Source organism: Streptomyces cinereoruber (assembly GCF_009299385.1).
Classification (GTDB): domain Bacteria; phylum Actinomycetota; class Actinomycetes; order Streptomycetales; family Streptomycetaceae; genus Streptomyces; species Streptomyces bikiniensis.
Map to the genome: position 1 here is coordinate 2,236,357 of NZ_CP023693.1, position 17,233 is coordinate 2,253,589.

The following is a 17,233-nucleotide window of genomic DNA, read 5'->3' on the forward strand; positions in this document are numbered from 1 at the left end:
CGATCATGACCGATCCCGTAGGCAAGATTCCGAGCGAGCTCGACCAGCTCCCGGACCGTGACACCGAGGAGACCGCCGAGTGGGCGGCTTCCCTGGACGCCGTCACCAAGGCCGCCGGCCCGCACCGGGCCGCCTACCTGATGCGCCGCACGCTCCAGCACGCCGAGGGCGCGGGCCTCGCCCTCCCCAAGCTCCTGGAGACGGACTACGTCAACACCATCCCCACCTCCGCCGAGCCCTCGGTCACCGAGACCGGCGGCGACGAGGAGATGGAGCGAAGGATCACCGCCTGGAACCGCTGGAACGCGGCCGCGATGGTCACCCGCGGCTCCAAGTACGGCGTCGGCGGCCACATCGCCACCTTCGCCTCCGCGGCCTGGCTGTACGAGACGGGCTTCAACCACTTCTTCAAGGGCAAGGAGTCCCCGGACGCCCCCGGCTCCGGCGACCAGCTCTACATCCAGGGCCACGCCTCCCCCGGCATCTACGCCCGCGCCTTCCTCGACGGACGCCTGAACGAGGCGCACCTCGACAACTTCCGGCAGGAGTCCGGCGGCAACGGCCTGCCCTCCTACCCGCACCCGCGCCGCCTCCCCTGGCTGTGGGAGTTCCCGACCGTCTCCATGGGTCTGGGCCCGCTCTCCGCGATCTACCAGGCGCGCTTCAACCGCTACCTGACCAACCGCGCCATCAAGGACGTCTCCGCCTCGCACGTGTGGGCGTTCCTCGGCGACGGCGAGATGGACGAGCCCGAGTCGACCGCGGCCCTCGCGCTCGCGGCCCGCGAGGGCCTGGACAACCTGACCTTCGTCATCAACTGCAACCTGCAGCGCCTCGACGGCCCGGTCCGCGCCAACTTCAAGATCGTGCAGGAGCTGGAGGCCCAGTTCCGCGGCGCCGGCTGGAACGTCGTGAAGTCGCTGTGGGGCAACGCCTGGGACGAGCTGTTCGCGCTCGACACCACCGGCGCCCTGGTCCGCCGCCTCCGCGAGGTCCCGGACGCGCAGGTCCAGACGTACCAGACCCGCGACGCCGCCTACATCCGCCAGGACTTCTTCGGCAAGGAGCCGGCGCTCGTCGAGATGGCGAAGCTGCTGAGCGACGACAAGATCCTGGAGTGCTTCCACCTCTCGCGCGGCGGCCACGAGCCGCGCAAGGTGTACGCCGCGTACAAGGCCGCCCTGGAGTTCAAGGGCGCGCCGACGGTCATCCTCGCGCAGACCGTCAAGGGCTTCACCCTCGGTGAGGGCTTCGCGTCGAAGAACGCGAACCACCAGATGAAGAAGCTCTCCACCGACGAGTTCAAGAACATGCGCGACCTGCTCGGACTCCCCATCTCCGACGCGCAGTTCACCGACGGCCAGGTGCCCTACGGCCACCCCGGCGCCGACTCCCCCGAGGTCCGCTACCTCCAGGAGCGCCGCGCGGCGCTCGGCGGTCCGGCCCCGGCCCGCCGCGTCCACCCGCTGGCCCCGCTGCCGGCCCCGGCCGAGAAGGCGTTCACCGCCTTCGACAAGGGCTCCGGCGCGCAGTCGATGGCCACGACCATGGCGTTCGTGCGCCTGGTCAAGGACCTGATCCGCGACAAGGAGACCGGCAGGCGCTGGGTCCCGATCGTCCCGGACGAGGCCCGCACCTTCGGCATGGAGAGCCTCTTCCCGTCCCTCGGCATCTACTCGCCGAAGGGCCAGACGTACGAGCCGGTCGACCGCGACCAGCTGATGTACTACAAGGAGGCCAAGAACGGCCAGATCCTCAACGAGGGGATCACCGAGGCCGGTTCGATGGCCGATTTCATCGCCGCTTCCACCGCGTACTCCACGCACGGCGAGGCGATGATCCCGTTCTACATCTTCTACTCGATGTTCGGCTGGCAGCGGACCGCCGACCAGATGTGGCAGCTCGGCGACCAGCTCGGCCGCGGCTTCCTCGTCGGCGCCACCGCCGGCCGCACCACCCTCACCGGTGAGGGCCTCCAGCACGCCGACGGGCACTCGCCGGTGATCGCGGCCACCAACCCGGCGGCCCTGACGTACGACCCGGCGTTCGCCTACGAGGTCGCGGCCATCGTCAAGGAGGGTCTGCGCCGGATGTACGGCGAGGCCGCCGAGGGCGAGGACCAGGACGTCTTCTACTACCTCACGGTCTACAACGAGCCGATGCCGCAGCCCGCCAAGCCGGCCGGGATCGACGAGGGCATCGTCAAGGGCCTGTACCGCTTCAACACGGCCGAGTCCGCCGGGCTCGACCTCCCCGCGAACTCCTCCCGCATCCAGCTGCTCTCCTCCGGCACGGCCATCCACTGGGCCCTGGAGGCGCAGAAGCTGCTCGCCGCCGAGTGGGGCGTGGCCGCCGACGTGTGGTCGGCGACCTCCTGGACGGAGCTGCGGCGCGACGCCCTGGAGGCGGACGCGGCGCTGCTGCGCGGCGAGGAGCGGGTGCCGTACGTCCGCGAGGCCCTGGCGGGTGCCGAGGGCCCGGTGCTCGCGGTCTCCGACTACATGCGCCAGGTCCCGGACCAGATCGCGCAGTGGGTCGAGCAGGACTGGTCCTCGCTCGGCGCCGACGGCTTCGGCCTCTCGGACACCCGCGACGCGGCCCGCCGCCACTTCGGCGTCGACGCGCAGTCGATCGTCGTCGCGGCCCTCGCACAGCTCGCGCGGCGCGGCGAGGTGCAGGCGTCGGCCGTGAAGGAGGCGCGCGAGCGGTACGGCCTGTAAGGGTCCTTCCGTTCCGGCGAGGCGGTCGGCACGCATGATGGAGTCATGCGTGCCGCCCGCCTCATCAAGTTGGTCCTGCTGCTCCAGTCCCGTCCGTCGATGACGGCGGCCGAACTCGCCGCCGAGCTGGAGGTGTCGGAGCGGACGGTGGCCCGGGACGCGCTCGCACTCTCGGAGGCGGGGGTGCCGGTGTACGCGGACCGGGGCAGGGCCGGCGGGTACCGGCTCGTCGGCGGCTACCGGACGCGGCTCACCGGCCTCGCCCGGGGCGAGGCGGAGGCGCTGTTCCTGTCCGGACTGCCGGGCGCGCTGCGGGACATGGGCCTGGAGGACGCGGCCTCGGCGGCACGTCTGAAGGTGTCGGCGGCGCTGCTCCCCTCGCTGCGGGACGCGCCCCGTACGGCGGCCCAGCGCTTCCACCTGGACGCGCCCGGCTGGTACCAGGAGCCCGCGACCCCGGAGCTGCTGCCCGCGCTCGCGGAGGCCGTCTGGGACGACCGGTGCGCCCGGGTGCGCTACCGGCGCGGGGACGGCACGGAGGTGGAGCGGGAGCTGCGGCCGTACGGGCTCGTCCTGAAGGCGGGCGTCTGGTACGCGTGCGCGTGGACGGACGGTTCGTTCCGTACGTACCGGGTGGACCGCTTCACGGCGGTGGCGGTGGGCGGGGAGGGCTTCGAGCGGGACCCCGGCTTCGACCTGCCCGCGTTCTGGTCCGCCCGCTCCCGCGAGTTCGCACGCTCCCTGCTGCGGGCCGAGGCCGTGCTGCTCCTGACGGAGGAGGGGGCGCGGCGGCTGCCGTACGCGACGGACCGGGAGGCGGCCGAGGAGGCCCTGGCGGCGGGCACGGCGGAGGCCGACGGGCGGCTGCGGGTGACCCTGCGGGTGGAGAACGAGGAGGTGGCCTTCGCCCAGCTCCTGGGCCTGGGCCCGGAGGCGGAGGTGACGGCCCCGGCCGCGCTCCGGGAACGGTTCGCGGAGGCGGCACGGGGTTTCGGACGGCTCTACCGGTAGTCGCGCCTGTAGGCAGGCGTCTCCTTCGTCGGTCTACCGGTAGTCGTCCACCGACACGTTCTCGTCCGTCTCCTTGGCGATGATGAAGCCCCACGCGTCCGGCCGCGAGCCGTCCGCGTCCGTGAAGCCGTACTCCTTCGCCAGCTGCCCGCTGGAGAGCGAGCGGCCGTTCCAGCGGGCCCGGTCGGGGTCGGCGGCGAGGGCGGCGACCGCGCGGCCGACGTAGACCGGGGACTCGGCGACGGCGAAGTCGGGGAGCTTCTCGGCGGCGTCGCGCCAGTTCTCCTCGGTGACGCCGAAGTGGTCCAGCATCTGCTCCGAGCGGAGCCAGCCGGGGGTGAGCGCGACGGCCGTGCAGCCGGCCGGCTCCAGCTCGCGGGCGAGGCCGAACGCCATCCGGATCGGGGCGTTCTTGGCGAGGTCGTAGTAGACGTTCTCGCGGTAGCGGGTGCCGTTGTACTCCTGGGTGCCGTCGGTGACCTCGACCAGGAGGCCGCCGGGGTTGCGGACGAGCAGCGGGGTGGCGGCCGCGCTGGTGATCAGATGGCTCTTGACGCCCAGCTCCAGCATCCGCAGGCCGTCGGCGAGGTCCACCTCCCAGATCTTCTTGTCGAAGCCGGCGACGACGAGGTGTTCGCCGCCCCAGATGTCGTTGACGAGGACGTCGAGGCGGCCCCGCTCGCGGTCGATACGGTCGACCAGGGCGGCGACCTGGTCGGGTTCCAGGTGGTCGGTGGGGACGGCGATCCCCTCGCCGCCGGCGGCCGTCACCAGTTCGGCGGTCTCCTCGATGGTCTCGGTGGTCCGGCCGACCTCGCTGACCTTCTCGCGGGTGGTGCGTCCGGTGACGTAGACGGTGGCTCCGGCGGTGCCGAGCTGGACGGCGATGGCCCGTCCGGCGCCCCGGGTGGCCCCGGCGACCAGGCAGATCCGTCCGCGCAGGGGCTTGTTGTCGGATGTCTCGGTGCTCATGGGGACCAGGCTGGCAGGAAAGTAAGACACCTTCTGTCCGGATTCATTTCGGGCTTTCCGGGTGCGTCGTCCCCGCCGGGGCAGGATGCTGGTCCCGTGATGGACGAGACCGAGTTCTGGAAGATCGTCGACGCCGCCCGGGAGGACGCCGAGGGCGACGCCGAGGAGCAGGCGGACCTGCTGGTGGAGCGGCTGACCCGGCTGGACCCCGACTCGGTGCTCGACTACGCGCGCCATTTCGAGGCCCGCTACAACCGCGCGTACCTCTGGGACCTGTGGGGCGCGGCGGCCGTGCTGTTCGACGGGGCGGGCGAGGAGGTCTTCGACGCCTTCCGCTGCTGGCTGATCGGCCAGGGCCGGGAGGTGTACGAGGGGGCCGTGCACGACCCGGACGCGCTCGCGGAGCTGCTGGACGACTTCGACGCGGAGATCGACGGGGACGGCGAGGAGATCGGTTTCGCGGCGGACGAGGCGTACGAGGCGCTGACCGGCGCCGAGACGCCGGACCTGGGCATTCCGATGCCGGGGGGCGAACCGCTCGGGACCCCGATCGACCTGACGGACGACGAGGCCCTGGCGGCCCGCTTCCCCCGGCTGTGGGAGCGCTTCGGGGCGGGATGACGCGGTGACCGGGAGGCTCCCGGGCGGGCTCAGAAGTGGGTGCCGCCGTCGACGCGGACCTCGGTGCCGGTGATGAACCTGCCGTCCTCGCTCGCCAGCATCGCGACGACGCCCGCGACGGTCTCGGGGCCCGCGAAGCCCTGGCCGAGGGCGGGGGCGAGCTTCATGAAGAGCGCCATGTCGGCGTCGGCGGGGAGGCCGGGGCCGACGGACCGGCGGCTGGCGCCGCTGCCGTCGGTCATGCCGGAGGAGATCGAGCCCGGCTGGACGGCGGTGAAGCGGATGCCCCGCCCGGCGTACTCGGCGGCGAGCGCGTGGGTCATGGACTGGATGCCGCCCTTGCTGGCCGCGTAGGCGGACATGTACGGGTGGGCGAACGCCGCGGACGTCGAGGAGAAGTTCACGACGGCCGGGCCCTCGCCCTCCAGGAGGGCCGGGATCGCCTCGCGTATCACCAGGAAGGTGCCGGTGAGGTTGGTCCGGATCACCTGCTCGAAGGCGTCGAGGGTGGTCTCGTGGGTGTGCGAGGAGCGCAGGATCCCGGCGGCGTTGACCAGGACGTCCAGGCCGCCGAGCGCCTCGACGGCGGCGGCGACGCCGGCCCGTGCGGAGGTCTCGTCGGCGACGTCCAGGAGGACGGTGGTGAGGCGGACGGCGGCGGCGCCGGCCTTGTCGGCGGTGTCCTTGAGGCCGTCCTCGCTGATGTCGGCGGCGACGACCCGGCCGCCCTCGGCGAGCATGCGCAGGACGGTGGCCTGGCCGATGCCGGAGCCGCCGCCGGTGACGAGCGCGCGGCGTCCTTCGTAACGGGCTTCGTGACGGGTGGGCTGGTTCATGGGGGCGGCCTCTCGGTGTCGGGCTTCACTGCTGGAGCCCTGTCACCGTACGCCCAGGTGGCACGTTTTGCCATTACTGCATTTCGCGCACGTCTGGCAGGCGCGGGCGTACCCTGGGTGGGTGAGCGACACGACGCCCTCCCGGGCCCCCTCCCTGACGGAGCGCCGCAAGGCCGCGACGCAGCTCGACATCGCCCGCGCGGCCGTCGAGCTGTTCACCGAGCGCGGCCCGGACGACACCACGGCCGAGGACATCGCCCTGCGGGCCGGGGTCGCGCTGCGCACCTTCTACCGGTACTTCCGCTCCAAGCAGGACGCCGTCGCCCCGCTCCTCGCGGGCGGCGCCGACCGCTGGCGCGCCGGCCTGGCCGCCACCGCGCCCGGCACGCCCCTGGCCGAGGCCCTGGAGCGGTCCGTCACCGCGTCGCTGACCCCGGCGGACGCGGAGGCCGAGGAGGAGCTGCGCCGGACCCGGGGGCTGCTGCGCGCGGCCACCGGGGACCCCGCCCTGCGGGCCGTCTGGTACCGGGTCAACCAGGAGTCCGAGGAGCGGCTGCGCGAGGTCCTCGCCGGGCTCGCGGGCCCGGACGCCGACCCGCTGGGGGTGCGGCTCGCGGCGGCGGCGGCCACGGACGCGATCCGGATCGCCCTGGAGGGCTGGGCGGAGCCGGACGGCGAGCCGCCGGTGCGCGGCGAGGGCTCCCCGGCGTCCCTGGCGGTCCGCTGCCTGCGCGAACTGACCGGCGGAATCGCGATGTTGAAGGAGTGACGGAAGAGAACGGGCCTCCTCAGCCCACCAGCGACCGTCCCATGCACACGTCGTCCACGTACTCCCCGTCGATCAGGAACTCCCCCGGCAGGACGCCCTCCACCGCGAAGCCCTCGGAGGCGTAGAGCGCGCGGGCCGGGGCGTTGTGCCCGAGGACCCGCAGGGTGAGCCGGGTGGCGCCCCGCTCCCGCGCCAGGTCCCCGGCCGCCCGCAGCAGCGCCCTGGCGACGCCCTTCCCCCGGGCGGACTCGGCGACCACCAGGCCCTGGATCTGGAGCACGTGCGCGTGGGAGGCGAGCGGGATGGACTGCGCGACCCGGACGTAGCCGACGAGTTCGCCGCCGCGCACCGCCACCAGGTAGTCCTCGGGGAGGTGGCGGTCGTCGAAGAAGGGGCCGTACGGCGGGACCGGCGCGGGCACCACCGCGTGGAGGGTGGACCAGGTGTCCCGGTCGAGGACGCCGAGGTCGACGTCGTCGCCGTGGGCGGCGACGCGTATCAGCGTCTCGGGCACGTTCGTCTCGGGCTCGGTCATGACGGCCACTGTGCCATGGCGCGGCCGGTGTGCCATTCCCCGGCCGGAAGGGGGCAGGATGACCCCATGCAGCGTTCCGCCTCCCGCAAGCGCGTCGCCGTCACCGGCGCCTCCGGTCTCATCGGCTCGGCCCTGGTCCGCTCCCTGCGCGCCGACGGCCACGACGTCCTCCGCCTCGTCCGCCGCCCGGCCCGTACCGCCGACGAGGTCGAGTGGGACCCCGAGCGGCTGTACGTGGACGCCGCCGGGCTCGTCGGCGTGGACGCCGTCGTGCACCTGGCGGGCGCCGGGGTCGGCGAGCGCCGCTGGAACGAGGCGTACAAGAAGGAGATCCGGGACAGCCGGGTGCTCGGCACGACGGCGGTCGCGCAGGCGCTCGCCTCGCTCGCGGAGCCGCCGGAGGTCCTGGTGTGCGGCACGGCGCTCGGCTGGTACGGGGACACCGGCAGCCGCGCGGTCGACGAGGACGCCCCGGCGGGGACGGGCTTCCTGCCCTCGGTCTGCGTGGAGTGGGAGGCCGCGGCGGCCCCGGCCGAGGAGGCAGGCATCCGGGTCGCCTACGCCCGCACCGGTCTGGTGGTGGCCCGCGAGGGCGGGGCGTGGGGGCGGCTCTTCCCGCTCTTCCGCGCCGGGCTCGGCGGGCGGATGGGCGACGGCGGCCAGTACTGGTCCTTCATCTCCCTGCACGACGAGGTGGCCGCCCTGCGCCACATGGTCGACACGCCGTCCCTGTCGGGCCCGGTGAACCTGACGGCCCCCGAGCCGGTCACCAACCGCGAGGTGACGGCGGCGATGGGCCGGGTGCTGCGCCGGCCGACCCTCCTCACGGTCCCGGCGCCGGCCCTGCGGATCGTCCTCGGGGACTTCGCGCAGGACGTGCTGGGGAGTCAGCGGGTGCTGCCGGGGCGCCTGTTGGAGACCGGTTTCGACTTCGCGTTCCCGACGATCGACGAGGCGGTCAGGGCCGCCGCCCGCTGACGCGCGCCCCCGGCGGCAAGGCGGTCCGCGCCCCTCTCCCGACCCCTCCGTGCTCCCCCGTGCCGCGCGCACCCCGGTCGCGCGCTCCTGGCACCCGTGGGAGCGCTGCCTAGGCTCGACGCGGACCGTGAACTCCGGCATTCCGGAGGCCCGTTGGGGGCATAGGCCTCCCACCGGCCGCGCCGACCTGGGGAGGGGCACGTGCTCAGCAGCGCAGACAACACCGTCAGCAGCACGGAACACACCATCAGCACAGTCACCACGGGCGACACCGGCGGAACCGGCGGAACCGTGGACGTCGTCGTCGTGGGCGCCGGGGCGGCGGGGCTCGCGGCCGCCCACCGGCTGACCCGCGCCGGGCTCTCCGTCGCCGTCCTGGAGGCGGAGCCGTGGATCGGGGGCCGGATGGCGACCGCGTCCGTCGACGGCTTCCGGCTCGACCGGGTGGGCCCGCCGCTCACCCTCTCGTACGAGGAACTGCGGGCCCTGCCGGGCCTCGACGGCCTCGCGCTGCGGTCCTTCGCGCCGGGGGTCCTCGTGCACAGCGACGGCCGGTACGCGCGGTGGGGCGCCCCGCACCCGCGCCGGACGGCCGGAGCGCCCCGGACGGCGGGCGGCCGGAGCGTGGGGGGAGCGTTCAGCGTGGCGCGCGCCCTCGCGAGCGCCCCCCGCCGTCCGGCGGCCTCGCTCGACCAGGCGCGGCTCGGCGCGTCGCTCGTGCGGCTCGCCGCGACCCCGCCGCAGCGGATCCTGGCCCGGCCCGAGCGGACCGCGCGCGAGGCCCTGAACGCGCGGCTGCCCGCCCGGACGGTCCAGGGGGTGCTGCGGCCGCTGCTCGCGGCGCTCCTGGCCGACCCGGACCTCGGCACGTCCAGCCGGCGGGCGGACCTGGCGCTGCGCGCCTTCGCCCGGGGGCGGCTCGCGGTGCCGGAGGGCGGTGCGGCGGCGCTCCCGGAGCTGCTCGCGGCCGGGCTGCCGCCGGGCACGGTCCGTACCGGCGTACGGGTCACGGAGGCGTCCGTCTCCCGGGTCACGACGGCGGAGCACGGGGTGTTCCGCTGCCGTTCGGTGGTCCTGGCCACGGGGGCGCGCACGGCGGCGGAGCTGCTGCCGGGGCTGCGGACGCCGGCGTTCCACGCCGTGACGGTCCTGCACCACACGGCGCCGGTCGCGCCCACCGGCGATCCGGTGCTGCTCCTGGAGTCGGACCCGGGCGGGCCGGTGGCCCACACGGCCGTGATGAGCGCGGTCGACCCGGGCCGCGCCCCGGCGGGGCGGACCCTGATCACCTCGACGGTGCTCGGGACGCCGCCGGACGACACGGAGCGGCGGGTCCGCAAGCACCTCGCGACGCTGTACGGCACGTCGACGGACGAGTGGGAGCTGCTGGCGCTCCGGCACACCCCGGACGCGGTCCCGGCGATGCCGCCCGGTCACGACGGGCACCGCCCGGTCCGGCTGCTCGCGGGGCTCTACGTCTGCGGCGACCACCGCGCCACGAGCACCCCCCGGGGCGCCCTGGCCTCGGGCCACCGCGCGGCCCGCGCCCTCCTGACGGACCTGGGCGTCCGCCTCCCGGCGGAGCCCTCGGCGACGGAGGCGGCCTAGGGCCCGTCCGGCGGCTCGCGGGCCGGGACCGGTCAGCCGATCGCCGCCACCCGGTCGCGGTAGGCGCGGGCGGCGGCCGCGTCGCGGTGGGGCTCCAGGCGCCGTTCGAAGTCGCGCACGTACTCGGCGGCGCGGGCCGAGCGCATCTCGGAGGCCTCCCTGGCGGCCTCGGCGCCCAGCGCGCAGGCCTGCTCCAGTTCGCCGAGGGCGAGCCGGGAGGTGGCGAGGACGACCCGGCAGAAGAGGCGGCTGCGGGCGAAGCCGGGGGCGCGGAGCTGGAGGGCGCGTTCGGCGTGCTGGGCGGCGGGGCGGTACTGCTGGAGGTCGCGGTGGCAGTGCGCGAGCTCGTCGGCGAGCTGCGCCTCGTCGAAGGCGCGGGCCCAGTAGGGCACCTCGTCGCCGGGCCGGGCCGCCTCCAGGGCGCGTTCGGCCCGGACGAGGGAGGCGCTGCACACCCGCGCCTCCCCCAGGACGGCGTGGCCGCGCGCCTCGACGGCGTGCAGCATCGCCTGGACGACGGGCGGCGCGGCGGGCCCGACGCCCTGCTGGGCGACCCGGGCGAGCTGCACGGCCTCCCGCCCGTGGCCGAGGTAGACGGCCTGGCGGCTCATGGTGAGGAGCACGTACGAGCCGTACGCCCGGTCCCCGGCGGCCTGCGCGAGGCGCAGCGCCTGGACGAAGTAGCGCTGGGCGAGGCCGTGGGCGGCGATGTCGTACGAGGTCCAGCCCGCGAGGCGGGTGAGGTCGGCGACGGCGGCGAAGAGGCGGCGACCGGTGGACTCGCCGTACGTGCCGCGCAGCATCGGCTCGGCCTCGTGCTCCAGGTAGCGGACGAGGGCCTGGCGGGCGTGGCCGCCGCCGTAGGCGTGGTCGAGGGTGCGGAAGAGTTCGCCGACCGAGCGGAGGGCGGCGATGTCGCCGCTGGAGACGCGCTGTCCGGGGCCCCGGTCCGTACCGCGCTGGCGGGGCACGGAGAAGCGGCCCTGGGCCGGGACCCGGGGGTCGTGCGGGGGTGCCCCGGCGGAGGGGCGGGAGGGGGCGGGCTCGCCGCGCGCCACCCGTTCGTCGGCGCGGCCGATCAGCCAGTCCCGGCTGGGGACGACCAGGCCCGCCGGGGTGAAGGCGATCTTGCGGAGTTCGGCGTGGCTGCCGGAGTCCTTGCGCCACAGGCCGCTGACGATGTCGACGGCCTCCTCGGGGGTGGCGGCGAACTCCAGGCCCGCGTAGACGGGCGCGCAGGCGTCGAGGCCGAGGTCCTGGGCGGAGAGCCGGCGGCCCAGGCGGCGGGTGAAGACCTCGGCGATGAGGGCGGGGGTGGTGCCGCGCGGCTGCTGGCCGCGGAGCCAGCGGGTCACGGAGGTCTTGTCGTACCGCAGGTCGAGGCCGTGTTCCAGGCCCAGCTGGTCCACCCGTCTGGCGAGGCCCGCGTGGGAGAACCCTGCTTCGGCGATGAGCGCGGCGAGCCGGCTGTTCGGGATGCGCTGCGGGGGTCGTTCCGTCATCAGCTGTGCGGTCTCCTGTTTTCCGGGCCCGGGCGGCACCCCTGCGGACCCTCCTGGAACGGCGTGAATTTAGCGGCCCCCGCGGTCCGTACCGCCGCCTTCGCCCCACATTCATCCGATCGTGTGAGGATTGACGGCATCGCTGACGTGGGCGCCCCGCCCGGGCGCTCCGTCCGCCCGCCGGAGGGGCGGTCCCGGCGCCGCCGTACAGTGGCATGGGCGCGAATGACGCATGGTGCCGAACCGGCCCGGGATGATCCCCGGTCCCCGGACTCCCGGCACAGGAGGAGGCATGGCCGTGAGTGAGCTGCGATTCGTCCGTCTCGGCTTCGGCGAGGACGCCGTCGACTACCGGGCGGCCTGGGACAGGCAGCGCGAGGTGCACGCCGCGCGGTTCGCCGACGAGATCGAGGACACCTGCCTGCTCCTGGAGCACCCGCCGGTCTACACGGCCGGCCGGCGCACGGCGGAGAGCGAGCGCCCCCTGGACGGGACGCCGGTGGTGGACGTGGACCGCGGCGGGAAGATCACCTGGCACGGTCCCGGCCAGCTCGTCGGCTACCCGATCATGAAGCTGCCCCGCCCGGTGGACGTCGTCGCGCACGTGCGGCGCCTGGAGGAGGCCCTGATCCGCACGGCCGCCGAGTTCGGCGTGGAGACGACGCGGATCGAGGGGCGCAGCGGCGTGTGGGTGCTCGGCGATCCGGTGGAGCAGCGGCCGTCGCTGGGCGGGCTCTCGCTCGACTTCGACCCGCGTCTGAACGACGAGGAGTTCGACCCGCGCCTGAACGGGCCGGAGTACGCGCCCTCCAACGCCGGCCAGCGCCGCGAGGACCGGAAGCTGGCGGCGATCGGCATCCGGGTCGCCAAGGGCGTCACGATGCACGGCTTCGCGCTCAACGTGAACCCGGACAACGCCTGGTTCGACCGGATCATCCCGTGCGGCATCCGCGACGCGGGCGTCACCTCGCTCGCCAACGAGCTGGGCCGGGACGTCACGGTCCGGGAGGCGCTGCCGGTGGTGGAGAAGCACCTGCGGGAGGTCCTGGAGCACGCGGAGCTCAAGCCGCGGACCGTGGAGCCCGCGACCCCCGGGCCCCGGGCCGTGGAGCCCGCGTCCGCCTGACCCCGGGCCCGGCCCCGTCCGGACCGCCCCCAGGAATGCGGGGCACTGGCCAGAGGTTGGCCGGACGTAGGCAAGGCATGGAAGCCACGGGCGTACCCTGGTGTACGCCGAAGAATCGAAGCTACAGGAGCCGATGTGTCCGCAGTCGCACCCGACGGACGCAAGATGCTGCGCCTGGAGGTCCGGAACGCCCAGACCCCCATCGAGCGCAAGCCCGAGTGGATCAAGACCCGGGCGAAGATGGGGCCCGAGTACACGAAGATGCAGGGCCTCGTGAAGAGCGAGGGCCTGCACACGGTCTGCCAGGAGGCGGGCTGTCCCAACATCTTCGAGTGCTGGGAGGACCGCGAGGCGACCTTCCTCATCGGCGGCGACCAGTGCACCCGGCGCTGCGACTTCTGCCAGATCGACACGGGCAAGCCCGAGGCCCTCGACCGCGACGAGCCGCGCCGCGTGGGCGAGTCGGTCGTCACGATGGACCTGAACTACGCCACGATCACCGGCGTCGCGCGCGACGACCTGGAGGACGGCGGCGCCTGGCTGTACGCGGAGACCGTGCGCCAGATCCACCAGCAGACGGCGGACCGCGAGGCCGGCCGTACGAAGGTCGAGCTGCTCGCCCCCGACTTCAACGCGGTGCCGGAGCTCCTGGAGCAGGTCTTCGACTCGCGCCCCGAGGTCTTCGCGCACAACGTGGAGACGGTGCCGCGCATCTTCAAGCGCATCCGCCCCGGCTTCCGGTACGAGCGCTCCCTGGACGTCATCACGCGGGCGCGTGACTACGGTCTGATCACGAAGTCGAACCTGATCCTCGGCATGGGCGAGACCCGCGAGGAGATCAGCGAGGCGCTCCAGCAGCTGCACGACGCGGGTTGCGAGCTCATCACGATCACGCAGTACCTGCGCCCCTCGGTCCGCCACCACCCGGTGGAGCGCTGGGTGAAGCCGCAGGAGTTCGTAGAGCTGAAGGAGGAGGCCGACGAGATCGGCTTCTCGGGCGTGATGTCGGGCCCGCTGGTCCGCTCCTCGTACCGCGCGGGCCGTCTGTACCAGCAGGCGATGGAGAAGCGGGCGGCCGCGCAGAGCGCGTGAGCCGTGTGCGCACGGGCGGGCGCGCCCCCGTGTGAATCCGAGCACAAGCAGTTACCGGCCGGTAGTGGCCGGATCCGGTGCGGCCCGTACGACCCCGCAGCTCAGCGGGTGCGTACGGGCCGCACCACCGTTCTGCCACTGGGCCGACCGGCCGCACCGACGTTTCATCAGTGTTTGACCGTCGGGTCACGTCCTGGTAACACCGATCTGTGAGCCTGGTTTCACACACCGCCACCGCCCGCTCACACCCCCACCTCGTCTCACCCGCCATCGAGGGAGGACCCCGCCATGCCGGCCGCATCGACGCACGTCCGCGTCACCGCGATCCCGTCCGTCACCGACGCCCTGAGGGCCGTGGAATCGCTGCTCCTGGGCTCGGGACAGCGCACCGCCCGGCGCAACGCCTGGAACTCCGTCCTGGAGGACCGGCGCCGCGCCAAGGACCGGGTCGAGGCCCAGCGCGTGATGGAGGTCGCGTCGGGCCGCGCTTCCCGGGCCACGTAAACTTCAGGGCATGGCGAGGAAGGCAAACACGAGCAGCGCTGACGCTGCCAACCCCGGGCGACTGAAGCAGATCGCCCTCACGTACAAGATGACCCGGAAGGCCGACCCGAAGGTCGGTCTCGTCGTCGCGGGCGTGGGCATCGGCGTACTCGGTGTCCTCCTCGCGATCGGCTTCCTCATCGGTCATCCGGTCTATCTGGGCATCCTGGGCTTCGTCCTGGCGCTGCTGGCAATGGCCATCGTCTTCGGGCGGCGCGCCGAGACCGCGGCCTTCGGGCAGATGGAGGGCCAGCCGGGCGCGGCGGCGGCGGTGCTGCAGAACGTCGGGCGCGGCTGGACGACGACCCCCGCGGTCGCGATGAACCGCAACCAGGACGTCGTGCACCGCGCGGTCGGCCGGGCGGGCATCGTCCTGGTCGCCGAGGGCAACCCGAACCGGGTCAAGACGCTCCTCGCGGCCGAGAAGAAGCGCATGAACCGCGTCGTGCTGGACGTGCCGGTGCACGACATCATCGTCGGCGACGGCGAGGGCCAGGTGCCGCTGAAGAAGGTCCGCACGACCATGCTGAAGCTGCCCCGGGTGCTCTCCGGCCCGCAGGTGACCGCGGCCAACGACCGGCTGCGCGCGATGGGCGACCTGATGAGCAACATGCCGCTGCCGAAGGGTCCGATGCCGAAGGGCATGCGGATGCCGCGCGGCGGAAAGATGCGCTGACGCGCCCGACCGAACACGAGAGAGGGGCTCCGGACCGCACGGTCCGGAGCCCCTCTCTCGTACGTACGACGCCTCAGACGCGGACCTGGACCGCGCCGGAGAGGCGGTCGTGGAGGCCGCGGCCGTCGCGGTCCCAGATCAGGGCCGGGATCGCCAGGCAGACGAGGAGCGAACGGAGCACCGCGCGGAGCGGGCCGAGCCGGCCGCCGTTCACGGAGACGACGCGCAGCCGGAAGAGGAGCTTGCCGGGCGTGGCGCCGACGGTCCCGACGGTCAGGGCGCTGGTGACGAACAGGATGCCGAGGGCCCAGTTGCCGGTGGCCTGGTTGTAGCCGTCGGTGATCAGGCCGTATGCGATCAGCATGCAGAGGGCCCAGTCGACGGCGAGGGCGCCGAGGCGCTGCCCGGGGCGGGCGATCGAACCGGGGCCCTCCTCGGGCAGCCCCAGCTGCTGACCGCGGTAGCCGAAGTCGACGCCTGCGTCCTCGGCCGCCGCGCGGGGGCCGGAGAGCCAAGATCCGATTGCTTGCCTGTTGTCCACCCGACCACGGTACTGCGCCCGTTTTCGATCTCTTCGACCCGGGTGGGGAAAGGGATCCGGCGGCCTCCCCCCGGACCGCGCCGGGCACGCGACGGGCACGACCGGCACCCACCCCGGTTAACTTCGACGAAACAATTGGGTCATGCTTGAGAAATCACGTCTGCCTATGGTCGGGTCCAGCGTGTGCCACCGCACTGGCCGCACGACCGAGCTGCAACCCCGCCCCTCCCCGGGCCGGGAGTAGGAGGAGTGGGATGTCCCAGACGAACGGGTTCCAGAACGCCGAAGAGGCCCAGAAGTTCATCAAGGACAACGACGTCAAGATGGTCGACGTCCGGTTCTGCGACCTTCCGGGTGTGATGCAGCACTTCACGATCCCTGCATCGGCCTTCGACCCGGCGGAGGAGCTCGCCTTCGACGGCTCGTCGATCCGCGGCTTCCAGGCGATCCACGAGTCCGACATGGCGCTGCGCGCCGACCTGTCGACGGCCCGTGTGGACCCCTTCCGCCGCGACAAGACGCTGAACATCAACTTCTTCATCCACGACCCGATCACGGGCGAGGCGTACAGCCGCGACCCGCGCAACATCGCGAAGAAGGCGGAGGCGTACCTCGCCTCCACCGGCATCGCCGACACCGCGTACTTCGGCCCCGAGGCCGAGTTCTACGTGTTCGACTCGGTGCGCTTCGAGACCTCGGCGAACCAGGGCTTCTACCACATCGACTCCGAGGCCGGCGCCTGGAACACCGGTGCGGTGGAGAACAACCGCGGTTACAAGGTCCGCTACAAGGGCGGCTACTTCCCGGCCCCGCCGGTCGACCACTTCGCCGACCTGCGCTCGGAGATGTCCCTGGAGCTGGAGAACGTCGGCCTCCAGGTCGAGCGCCAGCACCACGAGGTCGGCACCGCCGGCCAGGCCGAGATCAACTACAAGTTCAACACGCTGCTGGCCTCGGCCGACGACCTGATGCTGTTCAAGTACATCATCAAGAACGTCGCCTGGCGCAACGGCAAGACCGCGACCTTCATGCCGAAGCCGATCTTCGGCGACAACGGCTCGGGCATGCACGTCCACCAGTCGCTGTGGTCGAACGGCGACCCGCTGTTCTACGACGAGACGGGCTACGCGGGCCTCTCGGACACCGCCCGCTACTACATCGGCGGCATCCTCAAGCACGCCCCGTCGCTGCTCGCCTTCACCAACCCGACGGTGAACTCGTACCACCGCCTGGTCCCGGGCTTCGAGGCCCCGGTCAACATGGTGTACTCGCAGCGCAACCGCTCCGCCGCCATGCGCATCCCGATCACGGGCGCGAACCCGAAGGCCAAGCGCGTCGAGTTCCGCGCGCCGGACCCGTCCTCGAACCCGTACCTCGCCTTCTCGGCGCTGCTCCTCGCGGGCCTCGACGGCATCAAGAACAAGATCGAGCCGCTGGAGCCGATCGACAAGGACCTGTACGAGCTGGCTCCGGAGGAGCACGCCAACGTCCCGCAGGTCCCGACCAACCTGGAGGCCGTCCTCTCGGCCCTGGAGGAGGACAACGAGTACCTCCAGGCCGGCGGCGTCTTCACCGCGGACCTGATCGAGACCTGGATCGACTACAAGCGCACGAACGAGATCGCCCCGATCCAGCTGCGCCCGCACCCGCACGAGTTCGAGCTGTACTTCGACCTCTAAATCGCGAGGCGCTGGTCGTATCGT

General features: G+C 73.2%; 16 protein-coding genes. 11 read left to right on the top strand and 5 right to left on the bottom strand.

Features of this window, described 5'->3' with window-relative positions; genetic code table 11:
• Positions 1–5: 5 nt before the first annotated feature.
• Both aceE and CP977_RS09870 read left to right on the top strand, forming a co-directional pair.
• Positions 6–2,720, top strand: a complete 2,715-nt coding sequence (gene aceE / locus CP977_RS09865; protein ID WP_062756328.1) for a pyruvate dehydrogenase (acetyl-transferring), homodimeric type — start codon at positions 6–8, stop codon at positions 2,718–2,720.
• A 45-nt stretch (positions 2,721–2,765) separates the two neighbouring features.
• Positions 2,766–3,731, top strand: a complete 966-nt coding sequence (locus CP977_RS09870) for a helix-turn-helix transcriptional regulator (RefSeq protein ID WP_062756326.1) — start codon at positions 2,766–2,768, stop codon at positions 3,729–3,731.
• 33 nt (positions 3,732–3,764) lie between these two features.
• On the opposite strand, the gene CP977_RS09875 is transcribed toward CP977_RS09870, so the two are convergent.
• Positions 3,765–4,703, bottom strand: coding sequence for an SDR family oxidoreductase (locus tag CP977_RS09875; RefSeq protein ID WP_062756323.1), 939 nt, complete (start codon positions 4,701–4,703; stop codon positions 3,765–3,767).
• 99 nt (positions 4,704–4,802) lie between these two features.
• On the opposite strand from CP977_RS09875, the gene CP977_RS09880 reads away from it, so the two are divergent.
• On the top strand, positions 4,803–5,324 hold the full coding sequence (locus CP977_RS09880; protein WP_152371542.1) for a DUF4240 domain-containing protein: 522 nt from the start codon (positions 4,803–4,805) through the stop codon (positions 5,322–5,324).
• A 29-nt stretch (positions 5,325–5,353) separates the two neighbouring features.
• On the opposite strand, the gene CP977_RS09885 is transcribed toward CP977_RS09880, so the two are convergent.
• Positions 5,354–6,160 carry an SDR family NAD(P)-dependent oxidoreductase gene (locus CP977_RS09885; protein WP_109185782.1) on the bottom strand — a complete coding sequence of 269 codons (807 nt, stop codon included), beginning with the start codon at positions 6,158–6,160 and terminating at the stop codon, positions 5,354–5,356.
• Positions 6,161–6,281: 121 nt separating this feature from the next.
• Between CP977_RS09885 and CP977_RS09890 the strand changes: the two genes are divergently transcribed.
• On the top strand, positions 6,282–6,929 hold the full coding sequence (locus CP977_RS09890) for a TetR family transcriptional regulator (RefSeq protein ID WP_062756316.1): 648 nt from the start codon (positions 6,282–6,284) through the stop codon (positions 6,927–6,929).
• A 19-nt stretch (positions 6,930–6,948) separates the two neighbouring features.
• On the opposite strand, the gene CP977_RS09895 is transcribed toward CP977_RS09890, so the two are convergent.
• On the bottom strand, positions 6,949–7,464 hold the full coding sequence (locus tag CP977_RS09895; RefSeq protein WP_062757134.1) for a GNAT family N-acetyltransferase: 516 nt from the start codon (positions 7,462–7,464) through the stop codon (positions 6,949–6,951).
• Between the two features lie 66 nt (positions 7,465–7,530).
• Here CP977_RS09895 and CP977_RS09900 point away from each other — a divergent pair, with 66 nt between their 5' ends.
• Both CP977_RS09900 and CP977_RS09905 read left to right on the top strand, forming a co-directional pair.
• Positions 7,531–8,442 carry a TIGR01777 family oxidoreductase gene (locus CP977_RS09900; RefSeq protein ID WP_062756311.1) on the top strand — a complete coding sequence of 304 codons (912 nt, stop codon included), beginning with the start codon at positions 7,531–7,533 and terminating at the stop codon, positions 8,440–8,442.
• A 246-nt stretch (positions 8,443–8,688) separates the two neighbouring features.
• Entirely contained in the window at positions 8,689–10,050 is a 1,362-nt protein-coding gene (locus CP977_RS09905) for an FAD-dependent oxidoreductase (protein ID WP_183953202.1), read from the top strand.
• 32 nt (positions 10,051–10,082) lie between these two features.
• Here CP977_RS09905 and CP977_RS09910 read toward each other — a convergent pair whose 3' ends face one another.
• Positions 10,083–11,552: an NsdA family TPR-like regulatory protein gene (locus tag CP977_RS09910; RefSeq protein ID WP_062756309.1), complete on the bottom strand. Its 1,470-nt coding sequence runs from the start codon at positions 11,550–11,552 to the stop codon at positions 10,083–10,085.
• A 298-nt stretch (positions 11,553–11,850) separates the two neighbouring features.
• Between CP977_RS09910 and lipB the strand changes: the two genes are divergently transcribed.
• The 4 genes from lipB (at position 11,851) to CP977_RS09930 (ending at position 14,989) form a co-directional block, all read left to right on the top strand.
• On the top strand, positions 11,851–12,678 hold the full coding sequence (gene lipB, locus CP977_RS09915) for a lipoyl(octanoyl) transferase LipB (RefSeq protein ID WP_109186107.1): 828 nt from the start codon (positions 11,851–11,853) through the stop codon (positions 12,676–12,678).
• Positions 12,679–12,813: 135 nt separating this feature from the next.
• Entirely contained in the window at positions 12,814–13,770 is a 957-nt protein-coding gene (gene lipA, locus CP977_RS09920; RefSeq protein WP_062756307.1) for a lipoyl synthase, read from the top strand.
• 288 nt (positions 13,771–14,058) lie between these two features.
• The gene (locus tag CP977_RS09925; RefSeq protein ID WP_062756304.1) at positions 14,059–14,274 is read left to right on the top strand and encodes an SCO2195 family GlnR-regulated protein; all 216 of its coding nucleotides are present in this window, start codon (positions 14,059–14,061) and stop codon (positions 14,272–14,274) included.
• Between the two features lie 10 nt (positions 14,275–14,284).
• Complete coding sequence (locus CP977_RS09930) at positions 14,285–14,989, top strand: DUF4191 domain-containing protein (RefSeq protein WP_062756301.1); 705 nt, start codon at positions 14,285–14,287, stop codon at positions 14,987–14,989.
• Positions 14,990–15,062: 73 nt separating this feature from the next.
• Here the strand turns inward: CP977_RS09930 and CP977_RS09935 are convergent, their stop codons facing one another.
• Positions 15,063–15,530: an RDD family protein gene (locus tag CP977_RS09935; RefSeq protein ID WP_062756299.1), complete on the bottom strand. Its 468-nt coding sequence runs from the start codon at positions 15,528–15,530 to the stop codon at positions 15,063–15,065.
• 254 nt (positions 15,531–15,784) lie between these two features.
• Here CP977_RS09935 and glnA point away from each other — a divergent pair, with 254 nt between their 5' ends.
• Positions 15,785–17,209 carry a type I glutamate--ammonia ligase gene (gene glnA / locus CP977_RS09940; protein WP_062756297.1) on the top strand — a complete coding sequence of 475 codons (1,425 nt, stop codon included), beginning with the start codon at positions 15,785–15,787 and terminating at the stop codon, positions 17,207–17,209.
• The last annotated feature ends 24 nt before the right edge of the window (positions 17,210–17,233 follow it).